This is a genomic window from Streptomyces collinus Tu 365 (assembly GCF_000444875.1).
GTDB classification, from domain to species: Bacteria; Actinomycetota; Actinomycetes; order Streptomycetales; family Streptomycetaceae; genus Streptomyces; species Streptomyces collinus_A.
This window is the reverse complement of the sequence record NC_021985.1, coordinates 4,361,748-4,386,751: the sequence shown is the minus strand read 5'-3', so window position 1 is coordinate 4,386,751 and position 25,004 is coordinate 4,361,748. Positions and strand designations below refer to the sequence as shown.

The 25,004-nt window shown below is 69.6% G+C and carries 23 protein-coding genes; 11 read left to right on the top strand and 12 right to left on the bottom strand.

All coding sequences use genetic code 11. From position 1 onward, the window contains the following. Window positions 1-5 precede the first annotated feature (5 nt). Both B446_RS19140 and B446_RS19135 read right to left on the bottom strand, forming a co-directional pair. Window positions 6-1,088: an inositol-3-phosphate synthase gene (locus B446_RS19140; RefSeq protein ID WP_020941088.1), complete on the bottom strand. Its 1,083-nt coding sequence runs from the start codon at window positions 1,086-1,088 to the stop codon at window positions 6-8. 43 nt (window positions 1,089-1,131) lie between these two features. Continuing rightward, entirely contained in the window at window positions 1,132-1,815 is a 684-nt protein-coding gene (locus B446_RS19135; protein WP_020941087.1) for a PadR family transcriptional regulator, read from the bottom strand. 362 nt (window positions 1,816-2,177) lie between these two features. Here B446_RS19135 and B446_RS19130 point away from each other — a divergent pair, with 362 nt between their 5' ends. Next, window positions 2,178-4,856 carry a transglycosylase domain-containing protein gene (locus B446_RS19130; RefSeq protein ID WP_020941086.1) on the top strand — a complete coding sequence of 893 codons (2,679 nt, stop codon included), beginning with the start codon at window positions 2,178-2,180 and terminating at the stop codon, window positions 4,854-4,856. Window positions 4,857-4,985: 129 nt separating this feature from the next. Next, window positions 4,986-6,518, top strand: a complete 1,533-nt coding sequence (locus B446_RS19125; RefSeq protein ID WP_193384474.1) for a glycosyltransferase family 87 protein — start codon at window positions 4,986-4,988, stop codon at window positions 6,516-6,518. A 115-nt stretch (window positions 6,519-6,633) separates the two neighbouring features. Here B446_RS19125 and B446_RS19120 read toward each other — a convergent pair whose 3' ends face one another. The 3 genes from B446_RS19120 to B446_RS19110 form a co-directional block, all read right to left on the bottom strand. Further along, window positions 6,634-7,665: an alanine racemase gene (locus B446_RS19120; RefSeq protein ID WP_020941084.1), complete on the bottom strand. Its 1,032-nt coding sequence runs from the start codon at window positions 7,663-7,665 to the stop codon at window positions 6,634-6,636. An 82-nt stretch (window positions 7,666-7,747) separates the two neighbouring features. Beyond that, window positions 7,748-8,866 (bottom strand): lipid II:glycine glycyltransferase FemX, encoded by a 1,119-nt coding sequence (locus B446_RS19115; protein ID WP_020941083.1) that lies wholly within the window; start codon window positions 8,864-8,866, stop codon window positions 7,748-7,750. A gap of 178 nt (window positions 8,867-9,044) precedes the next feature. After that, window positions 9,045-9,362, bottom strand: a complete 318-nt coding sequence (locus B446_RS19110; RefSeq protein WP_020941082.1) for a hypothetical protein — start codon at window positions 9,360-9,362, stop codon at window positions 9,045-9,047. 262 nt (window positions 9,363-9,624) lie between these two features. On the opposite strand from B446_RS19110, the gene rpsF reads away from it, so the two are divergent. From rpsF to rplI, 4 genes are all read left to right on the top strand, one after another. Further along, the gene (rpsF, locus tag B446_RS19105) at window positions 9,625-9,915 is read left to right on the top strand and encodes a 30S ribosomal protein S6 (RefSeq protein WP_004950685.1); all 291 of its coding nucleotides are present in this window, start codon (window positions 9,625-9,627) and stop codon (window positions 9,913-9,915) included. A 78-nt stretch (window positions 9,916-9,993) separates the two neighbouring features. Then, window positions 9,994-10,584, top strand: coding sequence for a single-stranded DNA-binding protein (locus tag B446_RS19100; protein ID WP_020941081.1), 591 nt, complete (start codon window positions 9,994-9,996; stop codon window positions 10,582-10,584). Window positions 10,585-10,626: 42 nt separating this feature from the next. Next, the gene (gene rpsR, locus B446_RS19095) at window positions 10,627-10,863 is read left to right on the top strand and encodes a 30S ribosomal protein S18 (protein WP_003949403.1); all 237 of its coding nucleotides are present in this window, start codon (window positions 10,627-10,629) and stop codon (window positions 10,861-10,863) included. 18 nt (window positions 10,864-10,881) lie between these two features. Further along, entirely contained in the window at window positions 10,882-11,328 is a 447-nt protein-coding gene (rplI, locus tag B446_RS19090) for a 50S ribosomal protein L9 (protein ID WP_020941080.1), read from the top strand. Between the two features lie 142 nt (window positions 11,329-11,470). Here the strand turns inward: rplI and B446_RS19085 are convergent, their stop codons facing one another. Continuing rightward, complete coding sequence (locus tag B446_RS19085; protein WP_020941079.1) at window positions 11,471-12,808, bottom strand: MATE family efflux transporter; 1,338 nt, start codon at window positions 12,806-12,808, stop codon at window positions 11,471-11,473. Between the two features lie 459 nt (window positions 12,809-13,267). Between B446_RS19085 and dnaB the strand changes: the two genes are divergently transcribed. After that, a complete protein-coding gene (dnaB, locus tag B446_RS19080) occupies window positions 13,268-14,746 on the top strand; it encodes a replicative DNA helicase (protein ID WP_020941078.1) in 1,479 nt (492 codons plus the stop codon). A 39-nt stretch (window positions 14,747-14,785) separates the two neighbouring features. Here the strand turns inward: dnaB and B446_RS19075 are convergent, their stop codons facing one another. After that, complete coding sequence (locus tag B446_RS19075) at window positions 14,786-16,087, bottom strand: phosphatase PAP2 family protein (RefSeq protein WP_268825444.1); 1,302 nt, start codon at window positions 16,085-16,087, stop codon at window positions 14,786-14,788. Window positions 16,088-16,385: 298 nt separating this feature from the next. Here B446_RS19075 and B446_RS19070 point away from each other — a divergent pair, with 298 nt between their 5' ends. Continuing rightward, on the top strand, window positions 16,386-17,774 hold the full coding sequence (locus B446_RS19070; protein WP_020941076.1) for a serine hydrolase domain-containing protein: 1,389 nt from the start codon (window positions 16,386-16,388) through the stop codon (window positions 17,772-17,774). 116 nt (window positions 17,775-17,890) lie between these two features. Here the strand turns inward: B446_RS19070 and B446_RS19065 are convergent, their stop codons facing one another. Both B446_RS19065 and B446_RS19060 read right to left on the bottom strand, forming a co-directional pair. Then, window positions 17,891-18,346: a GNAT family N-acetyltransferase gene (locus B446_RS19065; protein ID WP_020941075.1), complete on the bottom strand. Its 456-nt coding sequence runs from the start codon at window positions 18,344-18,346 to the stop codon at window positions 17,891-17,893. 9 nt (window positions 18,347-18,355) lie between these two features. Further along, entirely contained in the window at window positions 18,356-18,814 is a 459-nt protein-coding gene (locus B446_RS19060; RefSeq protein WP_020941074.1) for a MarR family winged helix-turn-helix transcriptional regulator, read from the bottom strand. 143 nt (window positions 18,815-18,957) lie between these two features. Here B446_RS19060 and B446_RS19055 point away from each other — a divergent pair, with 143 nt between their 5' ends. Together B446_RS19055 and B446_RS19050 are read left to right on the top strand one after the other, a co-directional pair. Next, window positions 18,958-20,166, top strand: coding sequence for an MFS transporter (locus tag B446_RS19055; protein WP_020941073.1), 1,209 nt, complete (start codon window positions 18,958-18,960; stop codon window positions 20,164-20,166). 152 nt (window positions 20,167-20,318) lie between these two features. Then, window positions 20,319-20,738, top strand: coding sequence for a GlcG/HbpS family heme-binding protein (locus tag B446_RS19050; protein ID WP_020941072.1), 420 nt, complete (start codon window positions 20,319-20,321; stop codon window positions 20,736-20,738). A gap of 72 nt (window positions 20,739-20,810) precedes the next feature. On the opposite strand, the gene B446_RS19045 is transcribed toward B446_RS19050, so the two are convergent. Continuing rightward, window positions 20,811-21,677 (bottom strand): GNAT family N-acetyltransferase, encoded by an 867-nt coding sequence (locus B446_RS19045; protein ID WP_020941071.1) that lies wholly within the window; start codon window positions 21,675-21,677, stop codon window positions 20,811-20,813. Between the two features lie 439 nt (window positions 21,678-22,116). On the opposite strand from B446_RS19045, the gene B446_RS19040 reads away from it, so the two are divergent. Continuing rightward, window positions 22,117-23,343 carry a globin domain-containing protein gene (locus B446_RS19040; protein ID WP_020941070.1) on the top strand — a complete coding sequence of 409 codons (1,227 nt, stop codon included), beginning with the start codon at window positions 22,117-22,119 and terminating at the stop codon, window positions 23,341-23,343. Between the two features lie 7 nt (window positions 23,344-23,350). Here the strand turns inward: B446_RS19040 and B446_RS19035 are convergent, their stop codons facing one another. Together B446_RS19035 and B446_RS19030 are read right to left on the bottom strand one after the other, a co-directional pair. Further along, window positions 23,351-23,833, bottom strand: a complete 483-nt coding sequence (locus tag B446_RS19035; protein ID WP_020941069.1) for an NUDIX domain-containing protein — start codon at window positions 23,831-23,833, stop codon at window positions 23,351-23,353. An 87-nt stretch (window positions 23,834-23,920) separates the two neighbouring features. Next, window positions 23,921-24,826: a LysR family transcriptional regulator gene (locus B446_RS19030; RefSeq protein WP_020941068.1), complete on the bottom strand. Its 906-nt coding sequence runs from the start codon at window positions 24,824-24,826 to the stop codon at window positions 23,921-23,923. Window positions 24,827-25,004: the final 178 nt, after the last annotated feature.

The window sequence follows — 25,004 nt, the reverse complement described above, 5'->3', positions numbered from 1 at the left end:
GCGCTTCAGCGCTCGACGTCACCGCGGATGAACTTCTCCACGTTCTCCCGGGCCACGTCGTCGAAGTACTGGACCGGCGGGGACTTCATGAAGTACGAGGAGGCGGACAAGATCGGCCCACCGATGCCGCGGTCCTTGGCGATCTTCGCGGCACGCAGGGCGTCGATGATGACACCCGCGGAGTTCGGGGAGTCCCACACCTCGAGCTTGTACTCCAGGTTCAGCGGAACGTCACCGAAGGCGCGGCCCTCGAGGCGGACGTAGGCCCACTTGCGGTCGTCCAGCCAGGCCACGTAGTCGGACGGGCCGATGTGGACGTTCTTCTCGCCGAGGTCCCGGTCGGGGATCTGGGAGGTGACGGCCTGCGTCTTGGAGATCTTCTTGGACTCCAGGCGCTCGCGCTCGAGCATGTTCTTGAAGTCCATGTTGCCGCCGACGTTCAGCTGCATCGTGCGGTCCAGGATGACACCGCGGTCCTCGAACAGCTTGGCCATCACGCGGTGCGTGATGGTGGCGCCCACCTGGGACTTGATGTCGTCACCGACGATCGGCACACCGGCCTCGGTGAACTTGTCCGCCCACTCCTTGGTGCCGGCGATGAAGACCGGGAGGGCGTTGACGAAGGCGACCTTGGCGTCGATGGCGCACTGGGCGTAGAACTTCGCCGCGTCCTCGGAACCGACGGGCAGGTAGCAGACCAGAACGTCGACCTGCTTGTCCTTCAGGACCTGGACGACGTCGACCGGCTCGGCCTCGGACTCCTCGATGGTCTCGCGGTAGTACTTGCCGAGACCGTCGAGGGTGTGCCCGCGCTGGACGGTGACACCGGAGTTGGGCACGTCGCAGATCTTGATGGTGTTGTTCTCGGACGCGCCGATCGCGTCCGCGAGGTCGAGGCCGACCTTCTTGGCGTCCACGTCGAACGCGGCGACGAACTCGATGTCGCGCACGTGGTAGTCACCGAACTGCACGTGCATCAGGCCGGGCACCTTGGAGGCCGCGTCGGCGTCCTTGTAGTACTCGACTCCCTGCACCAGCGACGCGGCGCAGTTGCCCACGCCGACGACGGCTACGCGAACCGAACCCATTCCGGTTGCTCCCTGTGTGTACGAGTGAGGCCCTGAGTGGGTCTCACGTGGCGGTGTCGCCGGGCGTATCCGTCCCCGGGGTGCCCCCGGGACGGGGCAGGCCGCCCGTCGATCCAGATGTGGTGTCCTGCTGAGCGGACCCCCCGGATGCGGAACCCTTCAGGTCCCGACCGGCCCGCTCGCTCTCGATGAGCTCGTTCAGCCAGCGCACTTCGCGCTCCACGGACTCCATACCGTGGCGCTGGAGCTCAAGCGTGTAGTCGTCGAGGCGCTCTCGCGTGCGTGCCAGCGAGGCGCGCATCTTCTCCAGGCGCTCCTCCAGGCGGCTGCGCCGGCCCTCCAGCACGCGCATGCGCACATCCCGCGACGTCTGCCCGAAGAAGGCGAACCGTGCGGCGAAGTGCTCGTCCTCGTACGCGTCGGGGCCGGTCTGCGAGAGCAGCTCCTCGAAGTGCTCCTTACCTTCTGCCGTCAATCGGTACACGATCTTCGCGCGGCGTCCGGCGAGAGGAGCGGCGAGGGCGTCCTCATGGGTGCTGCCCGGTTCCTCGATCAACCAGCCGTTGGTGACCAGCGTCTTGAGGCAGGGGTACAGGGTCCCGTAGCTGAACGCCCGGAAGACACCCAGAGACGTATTGAGTCGTTTGCGCAGCTCATAGCCGTGCATCGGGGACTCGCGCAGCAGCCCGAGGACGGCGAACTCGAGGATGCCGGATCGCCGGCTCATGATCGCCTCCTTCGGTCCACCGCGTCTTTATCTCGCTCTGATGTATCGACTCGATACATCACGACGATAGAACGGCCTTCCTCACGCGACAAGAGGGAGGACGGTGAACGGGATCACATCACCGATTCGTAGGAGGTGAGTTGCCTGTTTTGGGGTGAACTTCGGGGCTCGGCGGGTTTTGACGGTGCGTAGTCTGTGCGGCATGCACATCACCGGGAACCAAGTGATGCCTGGGGGGCGTCCTCGTCCCCGGTGCAGTACGGGTGAATGCGGGACCGACCACATCCGTACTTCGGGGGGACCGGAAACCACCGCCGTTTCCAGGCGCGCACGGGTGCGCCTGCCCGAGGAGTAATCGTTCGATGAGCGAGCACCGTCGCAAACCGCCGCAGCCGCAGGGAGGCGGACGTGCCGCGGCCCGACGCGGACAGTCCGGCCCCGCCTCCGGCCGCCGTGCGGCACCGCGAGGCGCCACCGGGTCTTCTTCCGACTCCCATGAGTCCAGTTCCTACGGGTCGGACACCTACGGCTCGGGGGGTGAGGAGCGCGCCTACGGCAGCCGGGCCGAGGCGCGCCGCGCGACCCAGAGAGGCGGCGGCCGGCGCAGGACCGCCGACAACGCGGGGCCTGGCGGCCGGCGCGGGGGCCCGGGCGGACCGGCCGGCCCCGGCCGCGGCAGAGGCCGTGCCACGACCGCACCCGGCAAGAAGAGGTTCATCGACTACCCGCGGTCGGGCAAGTACGGCTGGCACCGCTGGGTGCCGTCCTGGAAGCTCGTGTCGGGCCTGTTCGTCGGCTTCCTCGGCTGCCTGGTCGCCATGGTGGGCATCGGCTTCGCGATGGTGGAGATCCCCAGCGAGAACATCGCCGCCAAGTCCCAGAACAACGTCTACTACTGGGCGGACCACACCCAGATGGTGGCCACCGGCACCGGCGTCAACCGCCAGAACGTCACCATCGACAAGATCCCCGAGGCCATGCAGTGGGCCGTGATCTCGGCGGAGAACAAGAGCTTCTACCAGGACTCGGGCGTCGACCCCATGGGTATCGCGCGAGCGCTGGCCAACATGGCACGAGGCGGTCAGACGCAGGGTGGTTCGACGATCACCCAGCAGTTCGTCAAGAACACTTACCTCAGCCAGGACCAGACGGTCACCCGTAAGTTCAAGGAGATGTTCATCTCCATCAAGGTGGGCACGAGGCTGAAGAAGCCGCAGATCCTTCAGGGCTACCTGAACACCTCGTACTTCGGCCGTGGCGCGTACGGCATCCAGGCGGCCGCCCAGACCTACTACGGCAAGGACGCGGTCAGGCTCGATCCGAGCGAGTGCGCCTTCCTCGCGGCGCTGCTGAAGGGCCCGACGTACTACGACCCGGCCGGCAACGCCGATCTGGACAAGTCTGCGGACCCCAAGTCCAACCTCAAGCGCTCCACGGAGCGCTGGCGCTGGATTCTCGGTGAGATGCACAAGGACAAGCGCATCAGCGACGCCGACTACCAGAAGGCCATCGCGAAGTACCCCACGCCTCAGGGCCGCAAGGCGACCAAGGGCATGACCGGCCAGATCAGCTACCTGGCCGACACGGCGAAGAAGTACGTCCTGAACCACTCCGACATCACGGAGGCGGAGTTCGACAAGGGCGGCTACCAGATCTACACGACCTTCAGGAAGGACAAGGTCAACGAGCTGAGTGCGGCCGTGAAGAAGATTCAGAAGGACCGGCTCGACCCCAAGCACCGCAGTCTGGACAAGTACGTCCAGTTCGGTGCGGCGTCGGTGGTCCCCAGGGACGGTGCGATCGTCGCCCTCTACGGCGGTGACGGCTACGAGAACGGCCACTTCACCAACAACGCCGACACCTCCGGTGTCCCCGTCGGTTCGACGTGGAAGCCGTTCGTGCTGGCCGCGGCGATGGAGTACGGAACGTACAAGTCCGACGGCCTGGGCATCTCGCCGCTGAGCAAGTACAACGGCGACGACCATCTGAAGGTGAGAAGGCCGGACGGGTCGTACTACCTCAACAAGGACAACTCGTTCTTCTTCCAGAAGAACGAGAGTCCTCGCAAGTGGGGATACATCACGCTGCGCAAGGCGATGGAGCAGTCCATCAACACGCCCTTCGTGCAGCTGGGTGTCGACGTGGGCATGTCCAAGGTCCGCGACGTGGCCCGGTCGGCCGGCATACTCGACGCGAGCATGTCGCAGGACCTCAACCCGTCGTTCGCCATCGGTACCTCCACCCCCAGCGCGATCCGCATGGCCGACGCCTACGCGACCTTCGCGGCCTCCGGTAAGCAGGCGGACCCGTACTCGGTGACCGCCGTCCAGAAGGACGGCACGGACGTGCCGAGCTTCGAAAAGAAGCCCAAGGTCAAGCAGGCGATGGATGCGCCGATCGCCAACAACGTCACGGACGTCCTGCAGAACGTCATCCAGAACGGTACGGGTCAGAACGCCAAGGCCCTGGGCCGTACGGCGGCGGGCAAGACCGGTACCACCGACAAGAACAAGTCGGCCTGGTTCGTCGGCTACACCCAGCAGTTGTCGACGTCGGTGGCGATGTTCCGCGAGAACCCCAAGGACCACAAGCTGCTGTCCATGAACGGCACCGCCGGAGTGGACTCCATCCACGGTGGTGACATCCCGACCGCGGTGTGGACCGAGTACATGAAGGCCGCACTGAAGAACGCGAACGACCCCGGCTTCCCGGCAGCGGAGAAGATCGGTGACGTGCAGGACGAGGCCGGCGCGCCCTCCCCGACCCCGTCGGTCACCATCACGCCGAGCCAGTCGCCGAGCGACTCGCCGACCCCGACGCCGAGCGTGACGTCCAGCTCCCCGTCCCCGTCCCCCAGCGAGTCCTGCCAGTTCGGCTGGGGCGACAACTGTGGTGGAGCCAACGGAGGCGGCAACGGCAACGGGAACGGGAACGGCGGCACGAACGGGGGGACACCCTCGCCGACCGTCACGGACACCACCGGGACCGGGAACACCAGAGGAAACGGCAACGGTGGACTCTTCGCAGGTCAAAATGGTTAGCGGGGTCATCTGACCCCAGACCGTCCATACCGCCCGGTAAGGGTGTTTCACGTGAAACATGGGCCGCCGCACCTACGAGGTGCGGCGGCCCACGGTGTTTTCATGGACAGGTACGGCAGGATGTGCCCCATGCCCAGTGCAGAGATGACGCCCGCCGGCGTGCACGAGCCCGAGCCTGTGCGGCCCCCTGACGCGGAACCGGTCCGGCCGACCAGGGAGGACGAGGTCGCCGCGGCCGGGAGTGAGCTGATCGGCGGCCCCATCGGGCGGCGTGCCCTGCTCGGGACGACCTGGTGGACCCCCGTTCGCGTCATCGCGCTCGTCGCGATCGGCATGTTCGCGCTCGGCCTCGTCCAGAAGGCGCCCTGCTACCACAGTGCCTGGTTCTTCGGCGCCAGCTCGCAGTACACGCACGCCTGCTACTCGGACATCCCGCACCTGTACCAGGGGCGTGGCTTCGCCGACGGTCTGGTGCCGTACTTCGACAAGCTTCCCGGTGACATGGACTACCTCGAATACCCGGTGCTGACCGGTGTGTTCATGGAGGTCGCCGCCTGGCTCACCCCGGGCAGCGGTTCCATCCAGCACCAGGAGCAGTGGTACTGGTTCGCCAACGCCGGGATGCTGATGGTGTGCACGGCCGTGATCGCGGTCTGTGTGACCCGCACCCAGCGTCGGCGCCCCTGGGACGGTCTGCTCGTCGCTCTGGCACCGGCCTTCGCCCTCACCGCCACCATCAACTGGGACCTTCTCGCGGTGGCCCTGACGGCCGCGGCGATGCTGATGTGGTCCCGGGGCCGTGCCCTGGCCTTCGGAGTCCTCCTGGGGCTCGCCACGGCCGCCAAGCTCTATCCCGTCGTGCTGCTCGGCCCCCTGCTCGTCCTGTGCTGGCGGGCCGGCCGGTGGCGTGAGTACTTCCAGGCCGTGGGCGGAGCCGTCGTCGCCTGGCTGGTCGTGAACCTGCCCGTGATGCTGTTCGCCTTCCAGGGCTGGTCGAAGTTCTACTCGTTCAGCCACGACCGGGGCATCGACTTCGGTTCCTTCTGGCTGATCTGGGCGCAGAACTCCAGCAACCCGCCGACGACCGACTTCGTCAACACCGCGGCCACCGTGCTGGTCGTCCTGTGCTTCCTCGGCATCGCGGCGCTGACGTTCACCGCCCCGCGCCGGCCGCGCTTCGCCCAGCTCGCCTTCCTGATGGTCGCGGCCTTCATCCTCACCAACAAGGTCTACTCGCCGCAGTACGTCCTGTGGCTCGTGCCGCTCGCGGTCCTCGCCCGGCCCAAGTGGCGGGACTTCCTGATCTGGCAGGCGTGCGAGGTGGCGTACTTCCTCGGCATCTGGATGTACCTCGCCTACACGACCAGCGGGGACGCCCACAAGGGACTGCCGACCCAGGGCTACCACTGGGCGATCGCCATCCATCTGCTCGGCACCCTGTACCTGTGCGCCGTCGTCGTCCGGGACATCCTCATGCCCGAGCGGGACGTGGTGCGCCGGGCCGGGGACGACGACCCCTCGGGCGGGGTGCTCGACGGCGCCGAGGACGTCTTCGTGCTCGGCCCTGCGGCCCGTCCCGCGCGGCACGCCGCGCCCTTCGAGGCGTCCCAGGTGGCCTGGGGGCGGCCGGAGCAGCCTCCCCACGAGGGCCGTTCGCTCTGAGCGAACGGTCCGGCCACGGGCAGAGCCCCGGCGGCCCCGGACATGGGAAAGGCCGTGCACGAGCGTTTCGTGCACGGCCTTCTCGCTGCCCGGGTCCCGTCCGGTGGCGGGACCGTCAGCGGTCGACGATCCGGTCGAACTGCGTGGTGGTGTGCCGCAGATGAGCCACCAGCTCGTCACCGACCGTCGGCTCCGGGGCGTCCGACGGGACGAACAGGATGGACACCTGCATGTGCGGCGGCTCGGCGAACCAGCGCTGCTTGCCGCCCCAGACGAATGGCGAGAGGTTCCGGTTCACCGTCGCCAGGCCGGCCCGCGCGACGCCCTTGGCGCGCGGCATGACGCCGTGCAGGGCCTTCGGGGCCTCCAGGCCCACCCCGTGCGACGTGCCGCCCGCCACGACCACCAGGAAGCCGTCCGAGGCCGCCTTCTGCTGCCGGTAGCCGAAGCGGTCGCCCTTCGTCACGCGCGTGACGTCCAGGACCGCGCCGCGGTACTCGGTGGCCTCGTGGTCCCCCAGCCACAGCCGCGTGCCGATCCGGGCGCGGAACCGCGTCTGCGGGAACTGCTGCTGCAGCCGGGCGAGTTCCTCGGCCTTGAGGTGGCTGACGAACATGGTGTGCAGCGGCAGCCGGGCCGCGCGCAGCCGGTCCATCCAGCCGATGACCTCCTCGACGGCGTCCGAGCCGTCGGTGCGGTCCAGCGGCAGGTGGATGGCGAAGCCCTCCAGACGCACGTTCTCGATGGCCTGGTGCAGCTGCGGCAGGTCCTGCTCGCTGATGCCGTGCCGCTTCATCGAGGACATCACCTCGATGACCACACGGGCACCCACGAGGCCGTACACGCCGTCGATCGAGGAGACCGACCGGACCACCCGGTCCGGCAGCGGCACGGGCTCCTCGCCGCGCCGGTAGGGCGTCAGCACCAGCAGGTCACCGCTGAAGAAGTCCTTGATGCGGGCGGCCTCGTACGTGGTGCCGACGGCGAGCATGTCCGAGCCGAGCCGCGTGGCCTCCTCCGCCAGCCGTTCGTGTCCGAAGCCGTAGCCGTTGCCCTTGCAGACCGGGACGAGGCCCGGGAACTGCTCCTGCACGTGCTTGTGGTGCGCCCGCCAGCGCGCGGTGTCGACGTAGAGCGTGAGCGCCATGGCCGGACCCGGGACCTTTCTCGTGGCTGCGGTGGACCGCAGGGGTGAAAGCTGTGAAGGCTATGGAATCAAACGCCTGGGCTCAGCGGCGCGACATGTAGATGTCGAGCGCCTTGTGGAGCAGCTTGTTCAGCGGGAAGTCCCACTCGCCGAGGTACTCGGCGGCCTGGCCACCGGTGCCGACCTTGAACTGGATCAGGCCGAACAGGTGGTCCGTCTCGTCCAGTGAGTCGGAGATGCCGCGCAGGTCGTACACGGTCGCGCCGAGCGCGTAGGCGTCGCGGAGCATCCGCCACTGCATCGCGTTCGAGGGCCGGACCTCACGGCCGATGTTGTCGGAGGCACCGTAGGAGTACCAGACGTGGCCGCCGACGATCAGCATGGTCGCGGCGGAGAGGTTCACGCCGTTGTGCCGGGCGAAGTACAGCCGCATGCGGTTCGGGTCCTCGGTGTTGAGGGCCGTCCACATGCGCTGGAAGTACGACAGCGGGCGGGGCCGGAAGTGGTCGCGCACCGCCGTGATCTCGTACAGCCGCTGCCACTCGGCCAGGTCCTGGTAGCCGCCCTGGACGACCTCGACGCCGGCCTTCTCGGCCTTCTTGATGTTGCGGCGCCAGAGCTGGTTGAAGTTCTTGTGGACCTCTTCCAGGGAGCGGTTCGCCAGCGGCACCTGGTAGACGTAACGCGGCTGTACGTCTCCGAAGCCCGCGCCGCCGTCCTCGCCCTGCTGCCAGCCCATGCGGCGCAGCTTGTCGGACACCTCGAAGGCGCGCGGCTCGATGTAGTCGGCCTCCAGGTCGCGCAGCCGCTTCACGTCCGGGTCCTGGATGCCCTTCTTGATGGTCTCCGCGTTCCAGCGGCGGATGATCACCGGCGGGCCCATCTTCACGGAGAAGGCGCCCTGCTGCTTCAGGTGCGCCAGCATCGGCTGGAGCCAGTCGTCCAGGTTCGGCGCGTACCAGTTGATGACCGGGCCCTCGGGGAGGTACGCCAGGTAGCGCTTGATTTTGGGGAGCTGGCGGTAGAGGACCAGGCCCACGCCGACCAGCTGGCCGCTCTTGTCGAACCAGCCGAGGTTCTCCGAACGCCACTCGGCCTTCACGTCGGACCAGGCGGGGACCTGCATGTGGCTGGCCGAGGGCAGGCTCTGGATGTAGGCCAGATGCTGCTCGCGGCTGATGGTCCTCAGGGTCAGGCTCATGTCGGGGCGCTCCTCGGGCTGGTGTGTCCCCATGGGTTCAGGGGCTCCGGCTCTCGCGCCGAAGCCTACTGCGCCTTGCGAGCGCCCCGACTGGGGCGTGCGGCACCTTCACCACGGCCGGTGGCCGGCGAGGCGTCCGTGAGGTGTGGGGGAAGTTGTCGTCAGGTGCCCGGCGGGGTCAGCCGATGAGGCCGCCGAACAGTCCGCCGTTGGCCATGCCGAGCATGAAGCCGACACCGGAGGCGCCGAGACCCAGGACCATGCCGAAGCGCTGACGGGTGGTGATCGAGACCCACTGCCCGTACGCGCCCACGAACAGGCCCACCAGGCCGGCCCAGGAGCTGACCAGGTGGAGGCCGGAGAAGAAGCCGGTCACGAAGGCCAGTACGCCGAGGACCAGCGTCACCGCCATCAGGGTGTCCTGGAGCGGATGGGGTTTGCCGTCGGTGGCGAGAAGGGATCCGGCGGTGTTGGGTCGCAATGCCTGCTGTGCCATGTGGCACCTCCTGCGGATCGCGGCGCACTGTAGCGCCATACACACCCGATGTGTACAGACTGACGGTCCTCACCGCCGGATTTCAACCGGAAGCGGTGTGCAGGTAGTCTGTACCGTCTGCACCGGTGTCTGCCCAGGCCGCTGCGGGGATCCCGGCGGGAACCCCCGATTGTCAGTGGTGGCCGATACCGTTGCGTACGCATCACAACCCTCCTGCCACGGAACGACCGTGGCCGCTGAGACCAAAGGAGGTGGGTTCCACATGCGTCACTACGAGGTGATGGTCATCCTCGACCCCGATCTGGAGGAGCGCGCTGTCTCCCCCCTGATCGAGAACTTCCTCTCCGTCGTCCGTGAGGGCAACGGCAAGGTGGAGAAGGTCGACACCTGGGGCCGTCGTCGTCTCGCGTACGAGATCAAGAAGAAGCCCGAGGGCATCTACTCGGTCATCGACCTGCAGGCCGAGCCTGCGGTCGTCAAGGAGCTCGACCGCCAGATGAACCTGAACGAGTCGGTCCTCCGGACCAAGGTCCTCCGCCCCGAGACCCACTGAGCTTCCCCGCTCAGCTGATCTCGGGATTCGAGTAGCAGCAACCAAGCAGCCAGAGCAAACCCGCCGAGAGGTTCCCCCATGGCAGGCGAGACCGTCATCACGGTCGTCGGCAATCTTGTCGACGACCCCGAGCTGCGCTTCACCCCGTCCGGTGCGGCGGTCGCGAAGTTCCGTGTCGCGTCCACCCCCCGCACCTTCGACCGCCAGACGAACGAGTGGAAGGACGGCGAGAGCCTGTTCCTGACCTGCTCGGTCTGGCGTCAGGCGGCGGAGAACGTCGCCGAGTCGCTCCAGCGAGGCATGCGCGTCATCGTGCAGGGCCGGCTGAAGCAGCGGTCCTACGAGGACCGTGAGGGCGTCAAGCGCACGGTCTACGAACTGGACGTCGAGGAAGTCGGCGCCAGCCTGCGCAACGCCACGGCCAAGGTCACCAAGACCGCCGGTGGTGGCGCTCGCGGTGGCCAGGGCGGTTACGGCGGCGGCGGTGGCGGCGGCCAGCAGGGCGGCGGCTGGGGCGGAGGCCCCGGTGGCGGCCAGCAGGGCGGCGGCGCTCCGGCCGACGACCCGTGGGCTACCGGCGCTCCCGCCGGTGGCAACCAGGGCGGCGGCGGCTGGGGCGGAGGCTCCGGCGGTTCCGGTGGCGGCTACTCGGACGAGCCCCCCTTCTAAAGGGCTCGTAACCCCACTTCTTGATCACACAGGAGATACACCATGGCGAAGCCGCCTGTGCGCAAGCCGAAGAAGAAGGTCTGCGCTTTCTGCAAGGACAAGGTCACGTACGTGGACTACAAGGACACGAACATGCTGCGGAAGTTCATTTCCGACCGCGGCAAGATCCGTGCCCGCCGCGTGACCGGCAACTGCACGCAGCACCAGCGTGACGTCGCCACGGCCGTCAAGAACAGCCGTGAGATGGCGCTGCTGCCCTACACGTCCACCGCGCGCTAAGGGAAGGGTGACCGAAAAATGAAGATCATCCTCACCCACGAGGTCTCCGGCCTCGGTGCCGCCGGCGAAGTCGTCGACGTCAAGGACGGCTACGCTCGCAACTACCTGATCCCGCGGAAGTTCGCGATCCGCTGGACCAAGGGTGGCGAGAAGGACGTCGAGCAGATCCGCCGCGCCCGCAAGATCCACGAGATCCAGACCATCGAGCAGGCCAACCAGATCAAGGCCCAGCTCGAGGGCGTGAAGGTCCGCCTGGCCGTCCGCTCCGGCGACGCCGGCCGTCTCTTCGGCTCCGTCACCCCGGCCGACGTCGCTTCCGCGATCAAGGCTTCCGGTGGCCCCGAGGTCGACAAGCGTCGCATCGAGCTCGGTGCGCCGATCAAGACCCTGGGCGCCCACGAGACGTCCGTGCGTCTGCACCCCGAGGTTGCCGCCAAGGTCAACATCGAGGTCGTCGCCGCCTGACGCCGCGCTCGGCTTGTCGAGCAGTTGAGAGAGGGGCCGCTCCCCACGGGAGCGGCCCCTCTCCGCGTCGCATGCCGGGAGAGTCCCTACGCACGGCGTGTGTTTCACGTGAAACCGGGCGGTCTCTGTCCGGGCGGTCGGCTCAGCGGGTCGCGCCGGTGACGATCCACCGTCCGGAACGGGAGCGCAGCCACAGGGTGAGCATCCTGACTGTCATCATCAGGGTCATGGCCGCCCAGAGCGCCGTCAGTCCCCCGCCCAGGGCGGGGACGAGCAGTGCCACCGGTGCGAAGACGGCCAGGGTGACGACCATTGCCCCGGCCAGGTACGGCCCGTCCCCGGCGCCCATCAGGACGCCGTCCAGGACGAAGACGATGCCGCAGACGGGCTGGGAGAGCGCCACCATCAGCAGGGCCGGTAGCGCGGCGTCCTGGACCACGGAGTCGCCCGTGAACAGCGGGAGGAACAACGGCCTGGCGGCCACCACGAGCAGTCCGAGGACGACGCCGGTGGCGATGCCCCACTGGACCATGCGACGGCACGCCTCGCGGGCGCCCTGGGTGTCGTTCGCGCCGAGGTAGCGGCCGATGATGGCCTGGCCGGCGATCGCGATGGCGTCGAGAGCGAAGGCCAGCAGGCTCCACAGGGACAGGACGATCTGGTGCGCGGCGATGTCGGCGTCGCCCAGGCGTGCCGCGACGGCGGTGGCGATCATGAGGATCGCGCGCAGCGACAAGGTGCGGACGAGCAGCGGTACACCGGCCTGGGCCGAGGCCCGGATGCCCGAGGCGTCCGGGCGCAGAGAGGCCCCGTGCCGTCGGGCGCCACGGACGACGACGGTGAGGTAGACAGCTGCCATTCCGCACTGCGCGACGACGGTGCCCCAGGCGGAGCCGGCGATGCCGAGGCCGGCGCCGTAGACCAGTCCCGCGTTGAGGCCGGCGTTGGCGACGAAGCCGCCGACGGCGACGTACAGCGGGGTCCTGGTGTCCTGCAGACCGCGCAGCACCCCGGTGGCGGCGAGGACGATCAGCATGGCCGGGATGCCGAGCGAGGAGATGCGCAGATAGGTGGTGGCGTGGGGAGCCGCGGTGGCGGAAGCGCCGAAGAGGTCCACGATGCCCGGTGCCAGCGGGAGGACGAGCGCGATGACCGCCACGCCCAGCAGCAGTGCGAGCCAGATGCCGTCCATGCCCTGACGGATGGCCGCCGGGAGGTCGCCCGCGCCGACGCGCCGGGAGACGGCGGCCGTCGTGGCGTAGGCGAGGAAGACGAACACGCTCACGGCGGTGGTGAGAAGGGCCGAGGCGACCCCGAGACCGGCGAGCTGGGCGGTGCCGAGGTGGCCGACGATGGCACTGTCCGCCATGACGAACAGGGGCTCCGCGACGAGTGCGCCGAAGGCCGGGACGGCCAGCGCGATGATCTCTCGGTCGTGCCGGCGGCGTCTGGCCTGGGGGATCGCTGGAGCCTGTGTCATGGCCACTAATCTAATCGTCCACAGGTAAGAGATGCAAAGCCTTAGAGGTCCTTACTTCGCATCCCGGCACGTGTGCATGCGCACACCGTTCGAGCCGATCTTGGCCCGACTGGGAAAGTTTTTCTTCTGCACAGGCGGTGGAGGGTAAAGAAGCAGGTCAGGGCCCTTCGATGGGCATGAGGGAGGGCTTGTTCACAGGGCTGTCCACCGGGTCGTGCACAGGTTTCGGCAGGTTCTCCACAGCATCGGGGCCGTCGTCCACATGGCCTGTGGATAACCAGATTGGCTGACGGTGCCGGGGGGCCTACCGTGGTCCGGCGCCCGCTCCTCGCGTCGACCTGGGGAAAGCCCACAAATCCGACGCGGCAGAACCGGAGTTGGGCCTCTCATTTGTCAGTGTCGTGCCGTAGAACAGAGGGCACGGCGAGGTCCGCCGCGCGGACGGGAGGAGGTGGCTCGGTGAGCATTTCCGAGCCCTTGGACGATCCGTGGGCCGACAGCGGGCCCAGCGATCGTCTGCCCGCCTCCCGCCGGCGCAGCGACGGCGGACGGGGTCGTGACGAGCAGCACGACCGGGGCCGGGAGAGCGGCGGCTGGGACGGCGGGGGCTCCTCCTTCGAGCGTGTGCCGCCCCAGGACCTGGACGCCGAGCAGTCCGTGCTGGGCGGCATGCTGCTGTCCAAGGACGCCATCGCCGACGTCGTCGAGATCCTCAAGGGCCACGACTTCTACAAGCCGGCCCACGAGACGATCTACCAGGCCATCCTCGACATCTACGCCAAGGGCGAGCCGGCCGACCCCATCACCATCGCCGCCGAGCTCACCAAGCGCGGCGAGATCAACAAGGTCGGCGGGGCGTCGTACCTGCACACCCTGGTACAGACCGTACCGACGGCGGCGAACGCCGAGTACTACGCGGAGATCGTGCACGAGCGCGCGGTCCTGCGCCGGCTGGTGGAGGCCGGCACCCGGATCACGCAGATGGGATACGCGGCCGACGACGACGTGGACGAGATCGTCAACCGCGCCCAGGCCGAGATCTACGCCGTCACCGAGCAGCGCACCAGCGAGGACTACCTGCCGCTCGGCGACATCATGGAGGGGGCCCTCGACGAGATCGAGGCGATCGGCTCGCGCAGCGGCGAGATGACGGGTGTGCCCACCGGGTTCACCGACTTCGACTCGCTGACGAACGGCCTGCACCCGGGCCAGATGATCGTCATCGCGGCCCGTCCCGCCATGGGTAAGTCGACGCTCGCGCTGGACTTCGCGCGGGCCTGCTCGATCAAGCACAACCTCCCCAGCGTCATCTTCTCGCTCGAGATGGGCCGCAACGAGATCGCCATGCGCCTGCTGTCCGCCGAGGCCCGTGTCGCCCTGCACCACATGCGGTCCGGCACGATGACCGACGAGGACTGGACCCGGCTCGCCCGCCGTATGCCGGACGTCTCGGCCGCCCCGCTGTACATCGACGACTCGCCGAACCTGTCGATGATGGAGATCCGCGCCAAGTGCCGCCGGCTCAAGCAGCGCAACGACCTGAAGCTGGTCGTCATCGACTACCTGCAGCTGATGCAGTCCGGCGGCTCCAAGCGCGCCGAGAGCCGTCAGCAGGAGGTCTCGGACATGTCCCGTAACCTCAAGCTGCTCGCCAAGGAGCTGGAGATCCCGGTCATCGCGCTCTCCCAGCTGAACCGTGGTCCCGAGCAGCGCACCGACAAGAAGCCGATGGTCTCGGACCTGCGTGAGTCGGGCTCCATCGAGCAGGACGCCGACATGGTCATCCTGCTGCACCGCGAGGACGCCTACGAGAAGGAGTCCCCCCGTGCGGGCGAGGCCGACCTGATCGTCGCCAAGCACCGAAACGGACCCACGGCGACGATCACCGTCGCCTTCCAGGGCCACTACTCCCGCTTCGTGGACATGGCCCAGACCTGATCCGGTGCGCGGTGCGCCCGGAGCCTCGCACCGGGTGTCTCAGGCGGGTTCGGGCTGCGGTTCCGGCCGGGGCGCCGGCGCGATCGCCGGTTCCCACAGCCTGGTGGTCCTCATGTAGCCGTGCACGACCGAGACCATGGCCAGCAGGAGAAGCGGTCCGAACAGCCACGGGTGAGCGGCCATCTTCTCCGGGAGATACCGGTACGACAGCAGAAGCGCGACGAACACCGTCGTGCCGTGAACAATCAGTTGAATTGCGGACCGGTCCCAGCCGCGTGCCTGGGCGCGCAATGCCGCCTCGATCGTGAGCGCGAACACCACACCGGCGATGATGTCGGCGCCGTAGTGGTAACCGAAGCCGAGCGTCGCCCCGAGCGTGGCGATCAGCCAGAAGGTGCCGGCGAATCGCAGTGCGCGCGGGCCCTTGCGGGAATGCACGAAAATCGTGGTCGCCCATGCCGTGTGGAGGCTGGGCATGCAATTGCGTGGCGTGATTCCGTCGAACGGCATGGGGTACGGGGCGTTCATGGCCGGGGTGTTCGGCCACAGGTCGGCGACCGCCCAGTGCCCTCCGTCGGGGCCGTAGGCGAAGACCGGGCCCACCACCGGGAAGATCATGTAGATGCCCGGCCCGAGCAGGCCGATCACCAGGAAGGTACGCACCAGGTGATGGCGCGGGAACCGGCCCTCCGCCGCCACGTTGCGCAGCTGGTACAGCGCGACGACGACCGCGGCCACCGCGAGCTGGATGTAGACGTAGTCGAGGACGTGGAAGCCGATGGTGCCGGTGGCCCGGACGATCCGGCCCGCGAGCCACGACGGGTCGCCCAGCGCGTGGTCGGCGGTCGCCACGTACGGGTCGAGCACCGTCGGGCGGGTCTTGGACGTGATGAGCAGCCAGGCGTCACCGGTCTTGCGGCCCGTGACCAGCAGCAGGGCCAGCCCGACGCCCTTCAGCAGTAGGACGCGCTCCGGGCCGGTGCGGCGGGTGACGGCGATGACGGCGTAGGCCAGGACGACCCACAGCGCGCCGTTGCCGAACATCATCTTGGCGTCGACCGCCCAGCGCACCAGGAAGAAGACGAGGTCGATACCGACAGCTGCGGCGGTCGCGATCCACCGTTGGCGGCGTGGCAGGACCACCATCATCAACGCCATGCTGGCGTACAGCAGCGGACCCGACTTGGGGGCGAGGAGCACTTCCTTCGCCTGGTTGGTGATCGGCCCCGGCAGGCCGTAGTGCCGTGCCGCGATCTCCAGCGCGATGAGGAACGCGAGAGTCGTCACCCCCGCGACGGCCCACAGAATCACCTGTGGTCGACGCCATGCCGAGGATGCGATGGCCCCGTTTATTCGCGAAAACGTCCGCGATGTTATCGATGTCAATTCTTCGGCCGGTTTTCTATGTCCTGGTCAGGTAATTTACTCATCGTGCTGAATGGCGTGGCCTTCCCGTGCGGCACGGGCGATGAGGGTGATCGCCATGAGTCGAACATGTTAACGGAGTGCGGCACGGGGGCCTACGGGTCCTCATAACGGCCGGGAGGGGCTCCGGGATTCGGCCGGTGGCTCGGCAGGCCCCGATTCGGGTGGAGGAAATGAACTCGACGTGGGTCGGCCCGCCCGGTGGACTAGGGGCATGACGACATACCAGGAAGAGTTGCTGCCCGGCACGCGGCGGGCGTTGCTGCACCGGATCGCCGTCGCGCAGGCCGAAGGACGTGCGCCCTCACTGGTCGCGGCGGTCGTGCGGGACGGGCGGGCCGTGTGGCACGGGGCCCGGAGTGCGGTGGACGGTCACGCGCCGGACGAGAACGTGCAGTACCGGATCGGTTCGATCACCAAGACCTTCACCGCCGTCCTGGTGCTGCGGCTGCGCGACGAAGGGGTGCTCGACCTCGGTGACCCGCTGGAGAAGTACCTGCCGGGCACCGGCGCGGGGGAGGCGACCATCGCCGAACTGCTCGCGCACACGGGCGGCCTGGCCGCGGAGACGCCGGGGCCGTGGTGGGAGCGCACTCCGGGCTCGCTGCGGCCCGGACTGGACGATGTGCTCGGTGAGCGTCCCCTGCTCCATCCCGTCGGCAGGCGGCACCACTACTCGAACCCCGGCTACACGCTGCTCGGCGCCCTGGTGGAGGAGTTGCGGGGCGCGCCCTGGGAGGAGGTGCTGGAGAGGGAGGTGCTGCGGCCCCTGGGGCTGGAGCGCACCGGTGTCCGGCCGCAGGCGCCCTCCGCGGGTGGCTGGGCCGTGCACCCGTGGGCCGACGCCCTGCTGCCCGAACCGGTCGAGGACCTCGGCCGGATGGCCCCGGCCGGGCAGCTGTGGTCCACCACCGCCGACCTCGCCCGGTTCGCCGTCTTCCTCGCCCAGGGGGACGACCGGGTGCTGAGCGCTGAGTCGGTGTGCGAGATGCGTACCCCGGCGGCTCCCGCCGAGGCCGCCGACGTGGTGGACGGCGCGACGTACGGCCTGGGCATGCAGATCCAGAACCGCGGCGGCCGGCTGATCGTGGGGCACTCCGGTTCGCTGCCGGGATTCCTGGCCAACCTCAGCATCAGCGTCGAGGACGACGTGGCGGCCGTGGTGCTGGCCAACTGCACCTCGGGGCCCCTGCTGTCGGCCGTGGCGGCCGATCTCCTCCGTATCGTCGCGGAGGCCGAGCCCCGCATTCCCGCGCCGTGGCGTCCGCTGCCCGAAGTCGACGCGGCGGTACTCGAGTTGACCGGACCGTGGTACTGGGGGACCCAGGCCTTCGTCCTGCGGATGACGGCCGACGGACTGATCTCCCTGGGGCCGGTCTCCGGAGCCGGCCGCCGTGCGCGATTCCGGGCGGAGACGGACGGTACCTGGACCGGGCTGGAGGGCTACTACGCCGGAGAGCGCCTTCGGGTCGTACGGCGGCCGGACGGGTCCGTGAGCCACCTGGACCTCGGATCGTTCGTGTTCACCCGGCAGCCGTACGAGCAGGGGGCAGAGGTGCCCGGTGGGGTGGACCCCGAGGGCTGGCGAGGGATCGCGTACTGACGACCGGCGTCAGGACCGGCTGATCACGAGAGCGGGTGTTTCACGTGAAACACCCGCGCCCCGTCTACGTCTCCCAGCGGGCCCGGGTCCGCCCGCGAGCACCGGCCGCAGCTCGGTCAGAGCGGGAGCTTGAAGCCCACATGCGAGGCGGTGAAGCCGAGCCGCTCGTAGAAGCGGTGGGCGTCGGTGCGGCTGTTGTCGGAGGTCAGCTGCACCAGTTGGCACTCCTGCCGCCGGGATTCCTCGACCGCCCACTCGATGAGCCGGGTGCCCAGACCGCTGCCGCGCTCGTCGGCGTGGACGCGCACGCCCTCGATGATCGAGCGGGTCGCTCCCTTGCGAGAGAGTCCGGGGACGACCGTCAGCTGGAGGGTGCCCACGACACGGCCCTCGCGGACGGCCACGACGACGTGCTGGTTGGGGTCCGCGGCCAGTCGTTCCAGCGCTGCCAGGTACGGGGTCATGTCGTCGGGCGACTCGCGCTGGGCGCCCAGCGGGTCATCGGCGAGCATGCCGACGATCGCGGGGACGTCGGCCGCGGTCGCACGGCGTATCTCAAGATGATCTCCCATGCCCGCACTCTATGCGGGCACGTTCAGGGACTCCACGACGCGTACCAGCGGGGCGAGTTCGGCGTCCTTCGCCGCTTCGTCCAGGGCCTCGCGCAGGGCGGCGTCGTTGGTCGGCCGCGCCTCCTCGAGCAGCCGCAGGCCGGCCTCGGTGACGTTGGTGTAGATGCCGCGCCGGTCGGTGGGGCACAGATAGCGCTCCAGCAGCCCGCGGTCCTCCAGGCGGGTCACCAGGCGGGTGGTGGCGCTCTGGCTCAGGACCACCGCGTCGGCGACCTGCTTCATCTGCAGATGACCGCCCTCGCCGTCGTGCTGCCGGCTGAGCACGTCCAGCAGGGAGTACTCGCGCACGCTCAGGTCGTGCCCGCCCTGCAGGGCGCGCTCGATGTGCGCCTCGATCCTCCCGTGCAGCAGGGAGAGGGCGCACCAGCCCTGGGCCAGTGCGGTGAGCGCGGGGTCCGTCGCTGTCATGGGCGTTCTCCTCCGTTCCGGAGCGGCTGAGTCAAGGGTAGAGCACATCCGCAATATCCGGCGCTTGCAGTTAGCCAGCGTCTGCAACTATTGTGAACGCACGCAAAGCGCTCCTGCAATCGTCTGGGAAGGTGTACCCACCCATGCCTCTCGCGCTTCTGGCCCTCGCGATCGGGGCCTTCGGAATCGGCACCACGGAGTTCGTGATCATGGGCTTGCTGCCCCAGGTCGCGGGCGACTTCGGGGTCTCCATCCCGACGGCGGGCCTGCTCGTCACCGGCTACGCGCTCGGCGTGGTCGCCGGCGCCCCGCTGATGACCGTCCTCGGCACCAAGGTGCCGCGCAAACGCATGCTGATGCTGCTCATGGGCCTGTTCATCGCCGGGAACCTGCTCTCCGCCGTGGCACCCGCCTTTTCGGTCATGCTCATCGGACGGGTGATCGCCTCCCTCGCGCACGGCGCCTTCTTCGGCATCGGTTCCGTCGTCGCCGCCGAGCTGGTGGCTCCCCACAAGAAGGCCGGGGCCATCGCCATGATGTTCACCGGCCTCACCGTCGCCAACGTCATCGGCGTCCCGCTCGGCACGCTCGTCGGTCAGCACGTCGGCTGGCGCGTCACCTTCGCCGTCGTGGCGGGCCTCGGCCTGGTCGGCCTGGCCGGCATCGCCCGGCTGGTGCCCGACCTGCCCCGGCCCGAGGGCGTCCACCTGCGCCACGAACTGGCCGCCTTCAAGAACACACAGGTCCTGCTCGCCATGGCGATGACCGTGCTCGGCTTCGGCGGCGTCTTCGCGGCGATCACCTACATCGCCCCGATGATGACCCACACGGCCGGCTTCGCCGACGGCTCGGTCACCTGGCTGCTGGTCCTGTTCGGCCTCGGCATGGTCGGCGGCAACCTCGTCGGCGGCAGGTTCGCCGACCGCGCGCTGATGCCCATGCTGTACGTCTCCCTGGGCGCCCTGGCCGTCGTCCTCGCGCTGTTCACCCTCACCGCGCACAACAAGATCGCGGCCGCCGTGACCATCGCCCTGATCGGCGCCCTCGGCTTCGCGACCGTGCCGCCCCTGCAGAAGCGCGTCCTCGACCAGGCGCACGGCGCCCCGACGCTCGCGTCGGCCGTGAACATCGGCGCCTTCAACCTCGGCAACGCCCTGTCCGCCTGGCTCGGCGGCATGGTGATCGCGGCCGGCTTCGGCTACACCTCCCCGAACTGGGTCGGCGCCGCACTCGCCGCGTCCGCCCTGGTCCTCGCCGTCCTCTCGGCCGCCCTGGAACGCCGCGACGGGGCACGGAGCGCCGTGGTGGCGTCCGGCGCCCCGGCGGGACAGCGCACCCCCGTCCACCACTGAGCCGACCCGGACCCCGCGGTCCGGCCCCGCACACCGGCCGTCGACCGGACCCGGCGCGGCACAGCCCGGACCGGCCCCGGCACCGCCACCTCACCCCTGTCCCGCGCATTCCCCGACGAACCCCCGCATCACCGCACCAAGGAGAACGCCCCATGAGCACCACCGCCGTCGCCCCGCTGACCACTGAGGACGCCGAACTGCTCGTCGCGACGGCCCGCCGCGCGGCCGACGAGGCCGGAGTCACCGTCAGCGTCACCGTCCTGGACGCGGGCGGCCACCTGCTCGCCTTCCGGCGGGACGACCGGGCCGTGCTGATCTCCGGCGAGACCAGCACCCGCAAGGCCTACACGGCGCTCCAGCTCGACGCGGCCACCGCCGACCTCGTCGACGCCGTCCAGCCCGGCGGCCCCTTCCACACGCTGCCCACGGCCCTCGACCGGCCCCTGCTCTTCATCGCCGGCGGCCTTCCCGTGCACCGTGACGGCCGTCTGATCGGCGCGATCGGCGTCGGCGGCGGCGCGCCCGACCAGGACCACGGCTTCGCGGCCGCCGCCGTCCGGGCGCTCGTCTGACCAGGCCGCTACCAGCCCGACGCCGGTCACCGCTCGTGCGCGGTGACCGGCTTCGGCGTCGAGGCGGGCGGCTCAGCCCGCGGCGACCGTGAGCGGCGCGAACCTGCGCGTCCAGTCCCCCGGCAGCTCCGTGATGCCGTAGGTCATCACGGCGTTGAAGGCCACGGAGGCCAGACCCCGCTCCTTGGCCCAGGCCAGCAGTTCCTCGTGGCGTACGTCGACGTCGGTGCGCAGCGGGCGGTCCGAGTGGGCCGCGAGCGAGGCGACGAGCGCCTTGGCCGTCTCGGTGTCCCGGGCGATCAGCGGGCCGACGACATGGGTGTCCTCGTTGGGCCAGGCGGCCGCATAGCCGGTGATCCGGCCGCCGTCCTCGGCAACGCGCAACTGGTCGGCGAACGCGGGCAGGCGGGCGATCAGAGGGGTGCGGTCGGCTCCGAACACTTCCTCGTCCAGCCGCAGGATCGCGGGCAGGTCCTCCGCCGTGGCGGCTCGCGTCGCCACCTCCACGTCCCGCCCGCCGGGGACGAAGCGCCCCCGCAGCATCTCCGCCCGGCCCGTGACCTTGAAGCCCAGCTCCTCGTAGAGCGGCTGTCCGTTCGGGGTGGCGTGCAGCGTCAGCGGGGTGGTGCCCATGGCCGCCAGGACGTGCCGCATCAGCGAGCGTCCGATGCCCTGGCGGGCGTGGCGCTCGGCCACCAGGACCATGCCGATGGCCCCGAGGTCCGTCCGGTCCCAGGTGCCGTACTCCGTGACGACGCAGGCGGCGACGAGCCCGCCGTCCGGGTCGTCGACGCCGTGGCCCTTGCCCGCGGTGAGGAGGAGACCCCACTTGTGCTCCTCGCGTGGCCACCCCCGGTTCTCGGACAGGTCGGCGCAGGCGCGGAGATCGCGGAGCGTCAGACGGCGGACGGGAAGAGCGGCGGGTGAAGGAGTCGGCACGCAGGTCAGGCTGTCCGACCGGCACCCCCGGCGTCCACCTGTTTGGCCGGGGACGCGGATGCTTTTGGCCACGCCATGGCATCCCGCCCCGGATCGGGGGCAGGAATCCGTTTGCTGCCGTACCGGTTCGCGCCATGGCCGGCCCGGCGACCGCCCGTCCCGGCCGGCCGCCTGTTCCGGCACCGGCACACTACCGGTGCCGGGCCGTAAAAGGGCTTGGACATCCGGCAGTTGAGAGGGGCACACCGTGCGCCTCCGGGTCCCCGGCCCCGGGCGGAGAGGCGGGACTTGTGCGCCGGACGGCGGCCGGTAGGGTCGACTCCGGTTCACGTCCGGAACGGGATGGGAGGCATCCCGGGCCGGTCGCTCGACGGGGAGAAGCGCGTGCCTTCGGACACAGGTGCGCAGACCGACCGTAAGACGTTCGAGGCGAGGGCACATGGACGCTCCGACCACCACGCCGGGGGGAGACGGCACACCGGACGGCGAGGGCTGGTTCGCCCCGCACCGGACGTCTGCTCCCCGGCCGCGGGACGGTGACCGGGGAGGGGCGTCGCCGGACGCGCTCGTCATCCGCCGCACGATGGCCGAGATCGCCCCGGTCGCCGACGAGGTCACCTCCTACTTCTACGCCCTCCTCTTCGTCCGCCACCCCGAACTGCGGCCGCTGTTCCCGGCCGCGATGGACGTGCAGCGCGACCGGCTGCTGAAGGCGCTGCTCACCACCGCCGAACACCTCGATGACACACCCGTGCTCGTCGGCTACCTGCGCAACCTCGGCCGCGGCCACCGGAAGTACGGCACCCTCGCCGAGCACTATCCGGCCGTGGGTGAATGCCTCATCGGGGCGCTGAGCCAGTACGCCGCCCGGATCTGGAACGCGCACACCGAGGCCGCCTGGGTGCGGGCCTACACGACGATGTCGCAGGTGATGATCGACGCCGCGGCGGCGGACGAACTGCGGGCGCCGGCCTGGTGGCAGGCCGAGGTCGTCGCGCACGACCTCAGGACCCCCGACGTCGCGGTCCTCACCGTCCGCCCGGACCGGCCGTACCCCTTCCTCGCCGGGCAGTACGCCGGTGTGGAGACCTCTTGGTGGCCGAGGGTCTGGCGGCACTACTCCTTCGCGTCGGCGCCGCGTCCGGACGGGCTGCTGACGTTCCACGTGAAGGCCGTCCCGGCCGGCTGGGTCTCCCACGCCCTGGTGCGCCGTGCCCGGCCCGGAGACGTCATCCGGCTGGGCCCGCCGACCGGTTCGATGACCGTCGACCACACCACCGCCGGCGGGCTGCTCTGCCTGGGCGGCGGCACCGGCATAGCGCCCGTCAAGGCCCTCGTCGAGGACGTGGCCGAGCACGGCCGGCGCCGGTCGGTCGAGGTCTTCTACGGTGCGCGAACCGACGACGATCTGTACGACATCGACACCCTGCTCGGTCTCCGGGAGAAGCACCCGTGGCTCTCGGTCCGGGCCGTCACCGATCGGCAGGCCCCGTTGCGGCTGCCCGACGCGGTACGGCAGTACGGCCCCTGGCGCGAGTACGACGCCTACCTCTCGGGACCGCCCGGGATGATCCGCAGCGGCGTCCACGTCCTGCGGGACATCGGCATCCCGCGGGAACGGATACGGCACGACGCGGTCGAGGACCTGCTCGACGCCCGGCACTGACCGCCGGCTACCCCAGGTCAGGCGCGTGCATCGCCCGTACACCCTCGATGTTGCCGTCCAGGTAGTGCCGCAGCGACAGCGGGACGAGGTGGACGGAGGCGATCCCGACCCGCGTGAACGGGACCCGGACGATCTCGTACTCGCCCGCGGGTTCCTCCACTTCGGGGCCGTGACGCAAGGCGGGGTCCATGGACTCCAGCCGGCAGACGAAGAAGTGCTGGACCTTCACGCCGGTCGCGCCGCCGTCGTCGCCGATGTGCTCCACGGTGTCCACGAAGCAGGGCACGACGTCGATGATCTTGGCCCCGAGTTCCTCGTGCACCTCGCGGTGCAGGGCGTCGACGACGGTCGGGTCCTCGGGCTCGACCCCGCCACCGGGAGTGACCCAGTAGGGATCGACGCCGGGCTTGGTGCGCTTGATCAGGATCAGGTCGTCACCGTCCAGCAGAACGGCACGGGCGGTGCGCTTGACCACGGGTCGGACGGTCATGGGAGAAATGTGGCCCGGCTGGTTCCACGTGAAACATCGCGAGGCGCCACCGGGCGAGCGCGATGCGTGAAGCGCCGGACGGTCACCTCAGCTCCAGCCCGTCGCGGCCTGCTGGAGCCACTCGTGGGCCCGGGCGATGTGCGGCATGGCGAGCGTCCCGGCGCGTACCGCGAGGAAGTACGTGCGCAGCGGCGGAACCGCGGGATCGTGCAGGGTCACGATGTCGCCGCGCTCCAGGGCCGGGGCGCACAGATAGCGGGGCAGTACCGTCAGCCCGGCGCCCGCGACGGCGCAGGCGAGCACCGCGCGCAGGTCGGGGACGATGACCGTGCCCGAGGCCGCCGGGCGCGCGTCGAAGACGGACGCCCAGTAGCGCGAGACGAAGGGCAGCGACTCGTGGACCTCCACGACGGGCAGGTTCTCCAGGGCGGCCGCCCCCTTGAGACGCAGCGCTGCCGGGCCGATCCGCTCGGCCCAGCGCGGGGCGGCGACCAGCATGTGCTCCTCGTCGCACAGCGCGGTGGCGGTGAGCAGGGCGCCGCGCGGCCTGACGGTGCTGATGGCCAGGTCGTGGTGGCCGGCCGCCAGCCCCTCCAACGTCTCCTCCGCGGTCCCGAAGGAGGCGCGCAGGGCGAAGCCCCGGCCGTCGTCGCCGGTGAGTTCGGTCAGGGCGGGAAGGGCGCGCTCGGCGGTGAACTCCGGCGGGCCGGCGAGATGCAGGGTGCGTAACGAGGACTCATCGTCCAGGCCCCGCTCGGCTATCTCGACCAGGGCGTCGAGGTGGGGGGCGGCCTTGTGGGCCAGTTCGTCGCCGATGGTCGTCGGCGTCACCCCACGGGCCCGCCGCAGGAACAGCGGGCGGCCGAGCTGGCGCTCCAGCGTGCGGATCTGGGAGGTGACGGCGGGCTGGGAGAGTCCCAGCAGGGCGGCGGCGCGGGTGAAGGAACCAGCCCGGTGCACGGTGACGAAGGTGCGCAGCAAGGCCACGTCCATGGCACGCCCTCCCCTTTCCCTGCCTCCTCAGGCCCCGGGCAGGCCCCCAACTATAAATAAGTCGATAGGTCTCTGTCGCTAGCGTGATTGGACACTGACAGACAGTCAACTAGCCTTGTTCGCGCGGTTCTTCGCGCGCGGAACCGGGGCGGTCCGAGCCACGAGGGGGGAGGTTCGG

Excerpts from the sequence above, each read along its gene's own strand:
- B446_RS19125 (WP_193384474.1), top strand. The coding sequence starts at position 4,986 with ATGCCCAGTGCAGAGATGACGCCCGCCGGCGTGCACGAGCCCGAGCCT.
- B446_RS19120 (WP_020941084.1), bottom strand. The coding sequence starts at position 7,665 with ATGGCGCTCACGCTCTACGTCGACACCGCGCGCTGGCGGGCGCACCAC.
- B446_RS19135 (WP_020941087.1), bottom strand. The coding sequence starts at position 1,815 with ATGAGCCGGCGATCCGGCATCCTCGAGTTCGCCGTCCTCGGGCTGCTG.
- B446_RS19040 (WP_020941070.1), top strand. The coding sequence starts at position 22,117 with ATGGACGCTCCGACCACCACGCCGGGGGGAGACGGCACACCGGACGGC.
- B446_RS19110 (WP_020941082.1), bottom strand. The coding sequence starts at position 9,362 with ATGGCACAGCAGGCATTGCGACCCAACACCGCCGGATCCCTTCTCGCC.
- B446_RS19050 (WP_020941072.1), top strand. The coding sequence starts at position 20,319 with ATGAGCACCACCGCCGTCGCCCCGCTGACCACTGAGGACGCCGAACTG.
- B446_RS19140 (WP_020941088.1), bottom strand. The coding sequence starts at position 1,088 with ATGGGTTCGGTTCGCGTAGCCGTCGTCGGCGTGGGCAACTGCGCCGCG.
- B446_RS19130 (WP_020941086.1), top strand. The coding sequence starts at position 2,178 with ATGAGCGAGCACCGTCGCAAACCGCCGCAGCCGCAGGGAGGCGGACGT.
- B446_RS19065 (WP_020941075.1), bottom strand. The coding sequence starts at position 18,346 with ATGGGAGATCATCTTGAGATACGCCGTGCGACCGCGGCCGACGTCCCC.
- B446_RS19085 (WP_020941079.1), bottom strand. The coding sequence starts at position 12,808 with ATGACACAGGCTCCAGCGATCCCCCAGGCCAGACGCCGCCGGCACGAC.
- rpsR (WP_003949403.1), top strand. The coding sequence starts at position 10,627 with ATGGCGAAGCCGCCTGTGCGCAAGCCGAAGAAGAAGGTCTGCGCTTTC.
- rplI (WP_020941080.1), top strand. The coding sequence starts at position 10,882 with ATGAAGATCATCCTCACCCACGAGGTCTCCGGCCTCGGTGCCGCCGGC.
- B446_RS19100 (WP_020941081.1), top strand. The coding sequence starts at position 9,994 with ATGGCAGGCGAGACCGTCATCACGGTCGTCGGCAATCTTGTCGACGAC.
- B446_RS19035 (WP_020941069.1), bottom strand. The coding sequence starts at position 23,833 with ATGACCGTCCGACCCGTGGTCAAGCGCACCGCCCGTGCCGTTCTGCTG.
- B446_RS19115 (WP_020941083.1), bottom strand. The coding sequence starts at position 8,866 with ATGAGCCTGACCCTGAGGACCATCAGCCGCGAGCAGCATCTGGCCTAC.
- rpsF (WP_004950685.1), top strand. The coding sequence starts at position 9,625 with ATGCGTCACTACGAGGTGATGGTCATCCTCGACCCCGATCTGGAGGAG.
- B446_RS19030 (WP_020941068.1), bottom strand. The coding sequence starts at position 24,826 with ATGGACGTGGCCTTGCTGCGCACCTTCGTCACCGTGCACCGGGCTGGT.
- B446_RS19070 (WP_020941076.1), top strand. The coding sequence starts at position 16,386 with ATGACGACATACCAGGAAGAGTTGCTGCCCGGCACGCGGCGGGCGTTG.
- B446_RS19060 (WP_020941074.1), bottom strand. The coding sequence starts at position 18,814 with ATGACAGCGACGGACCCCGCGCTCACCGCACTGGCCCAGGGCTGGTGC.
- B446_RS19055 (WP_020941073.1), top strand. The coding sequence starts at position 18,958 with ATGCCTCTCGCGCTTCTGGCCCTCGCGATCGGGGCCTTCGGAATCGGC.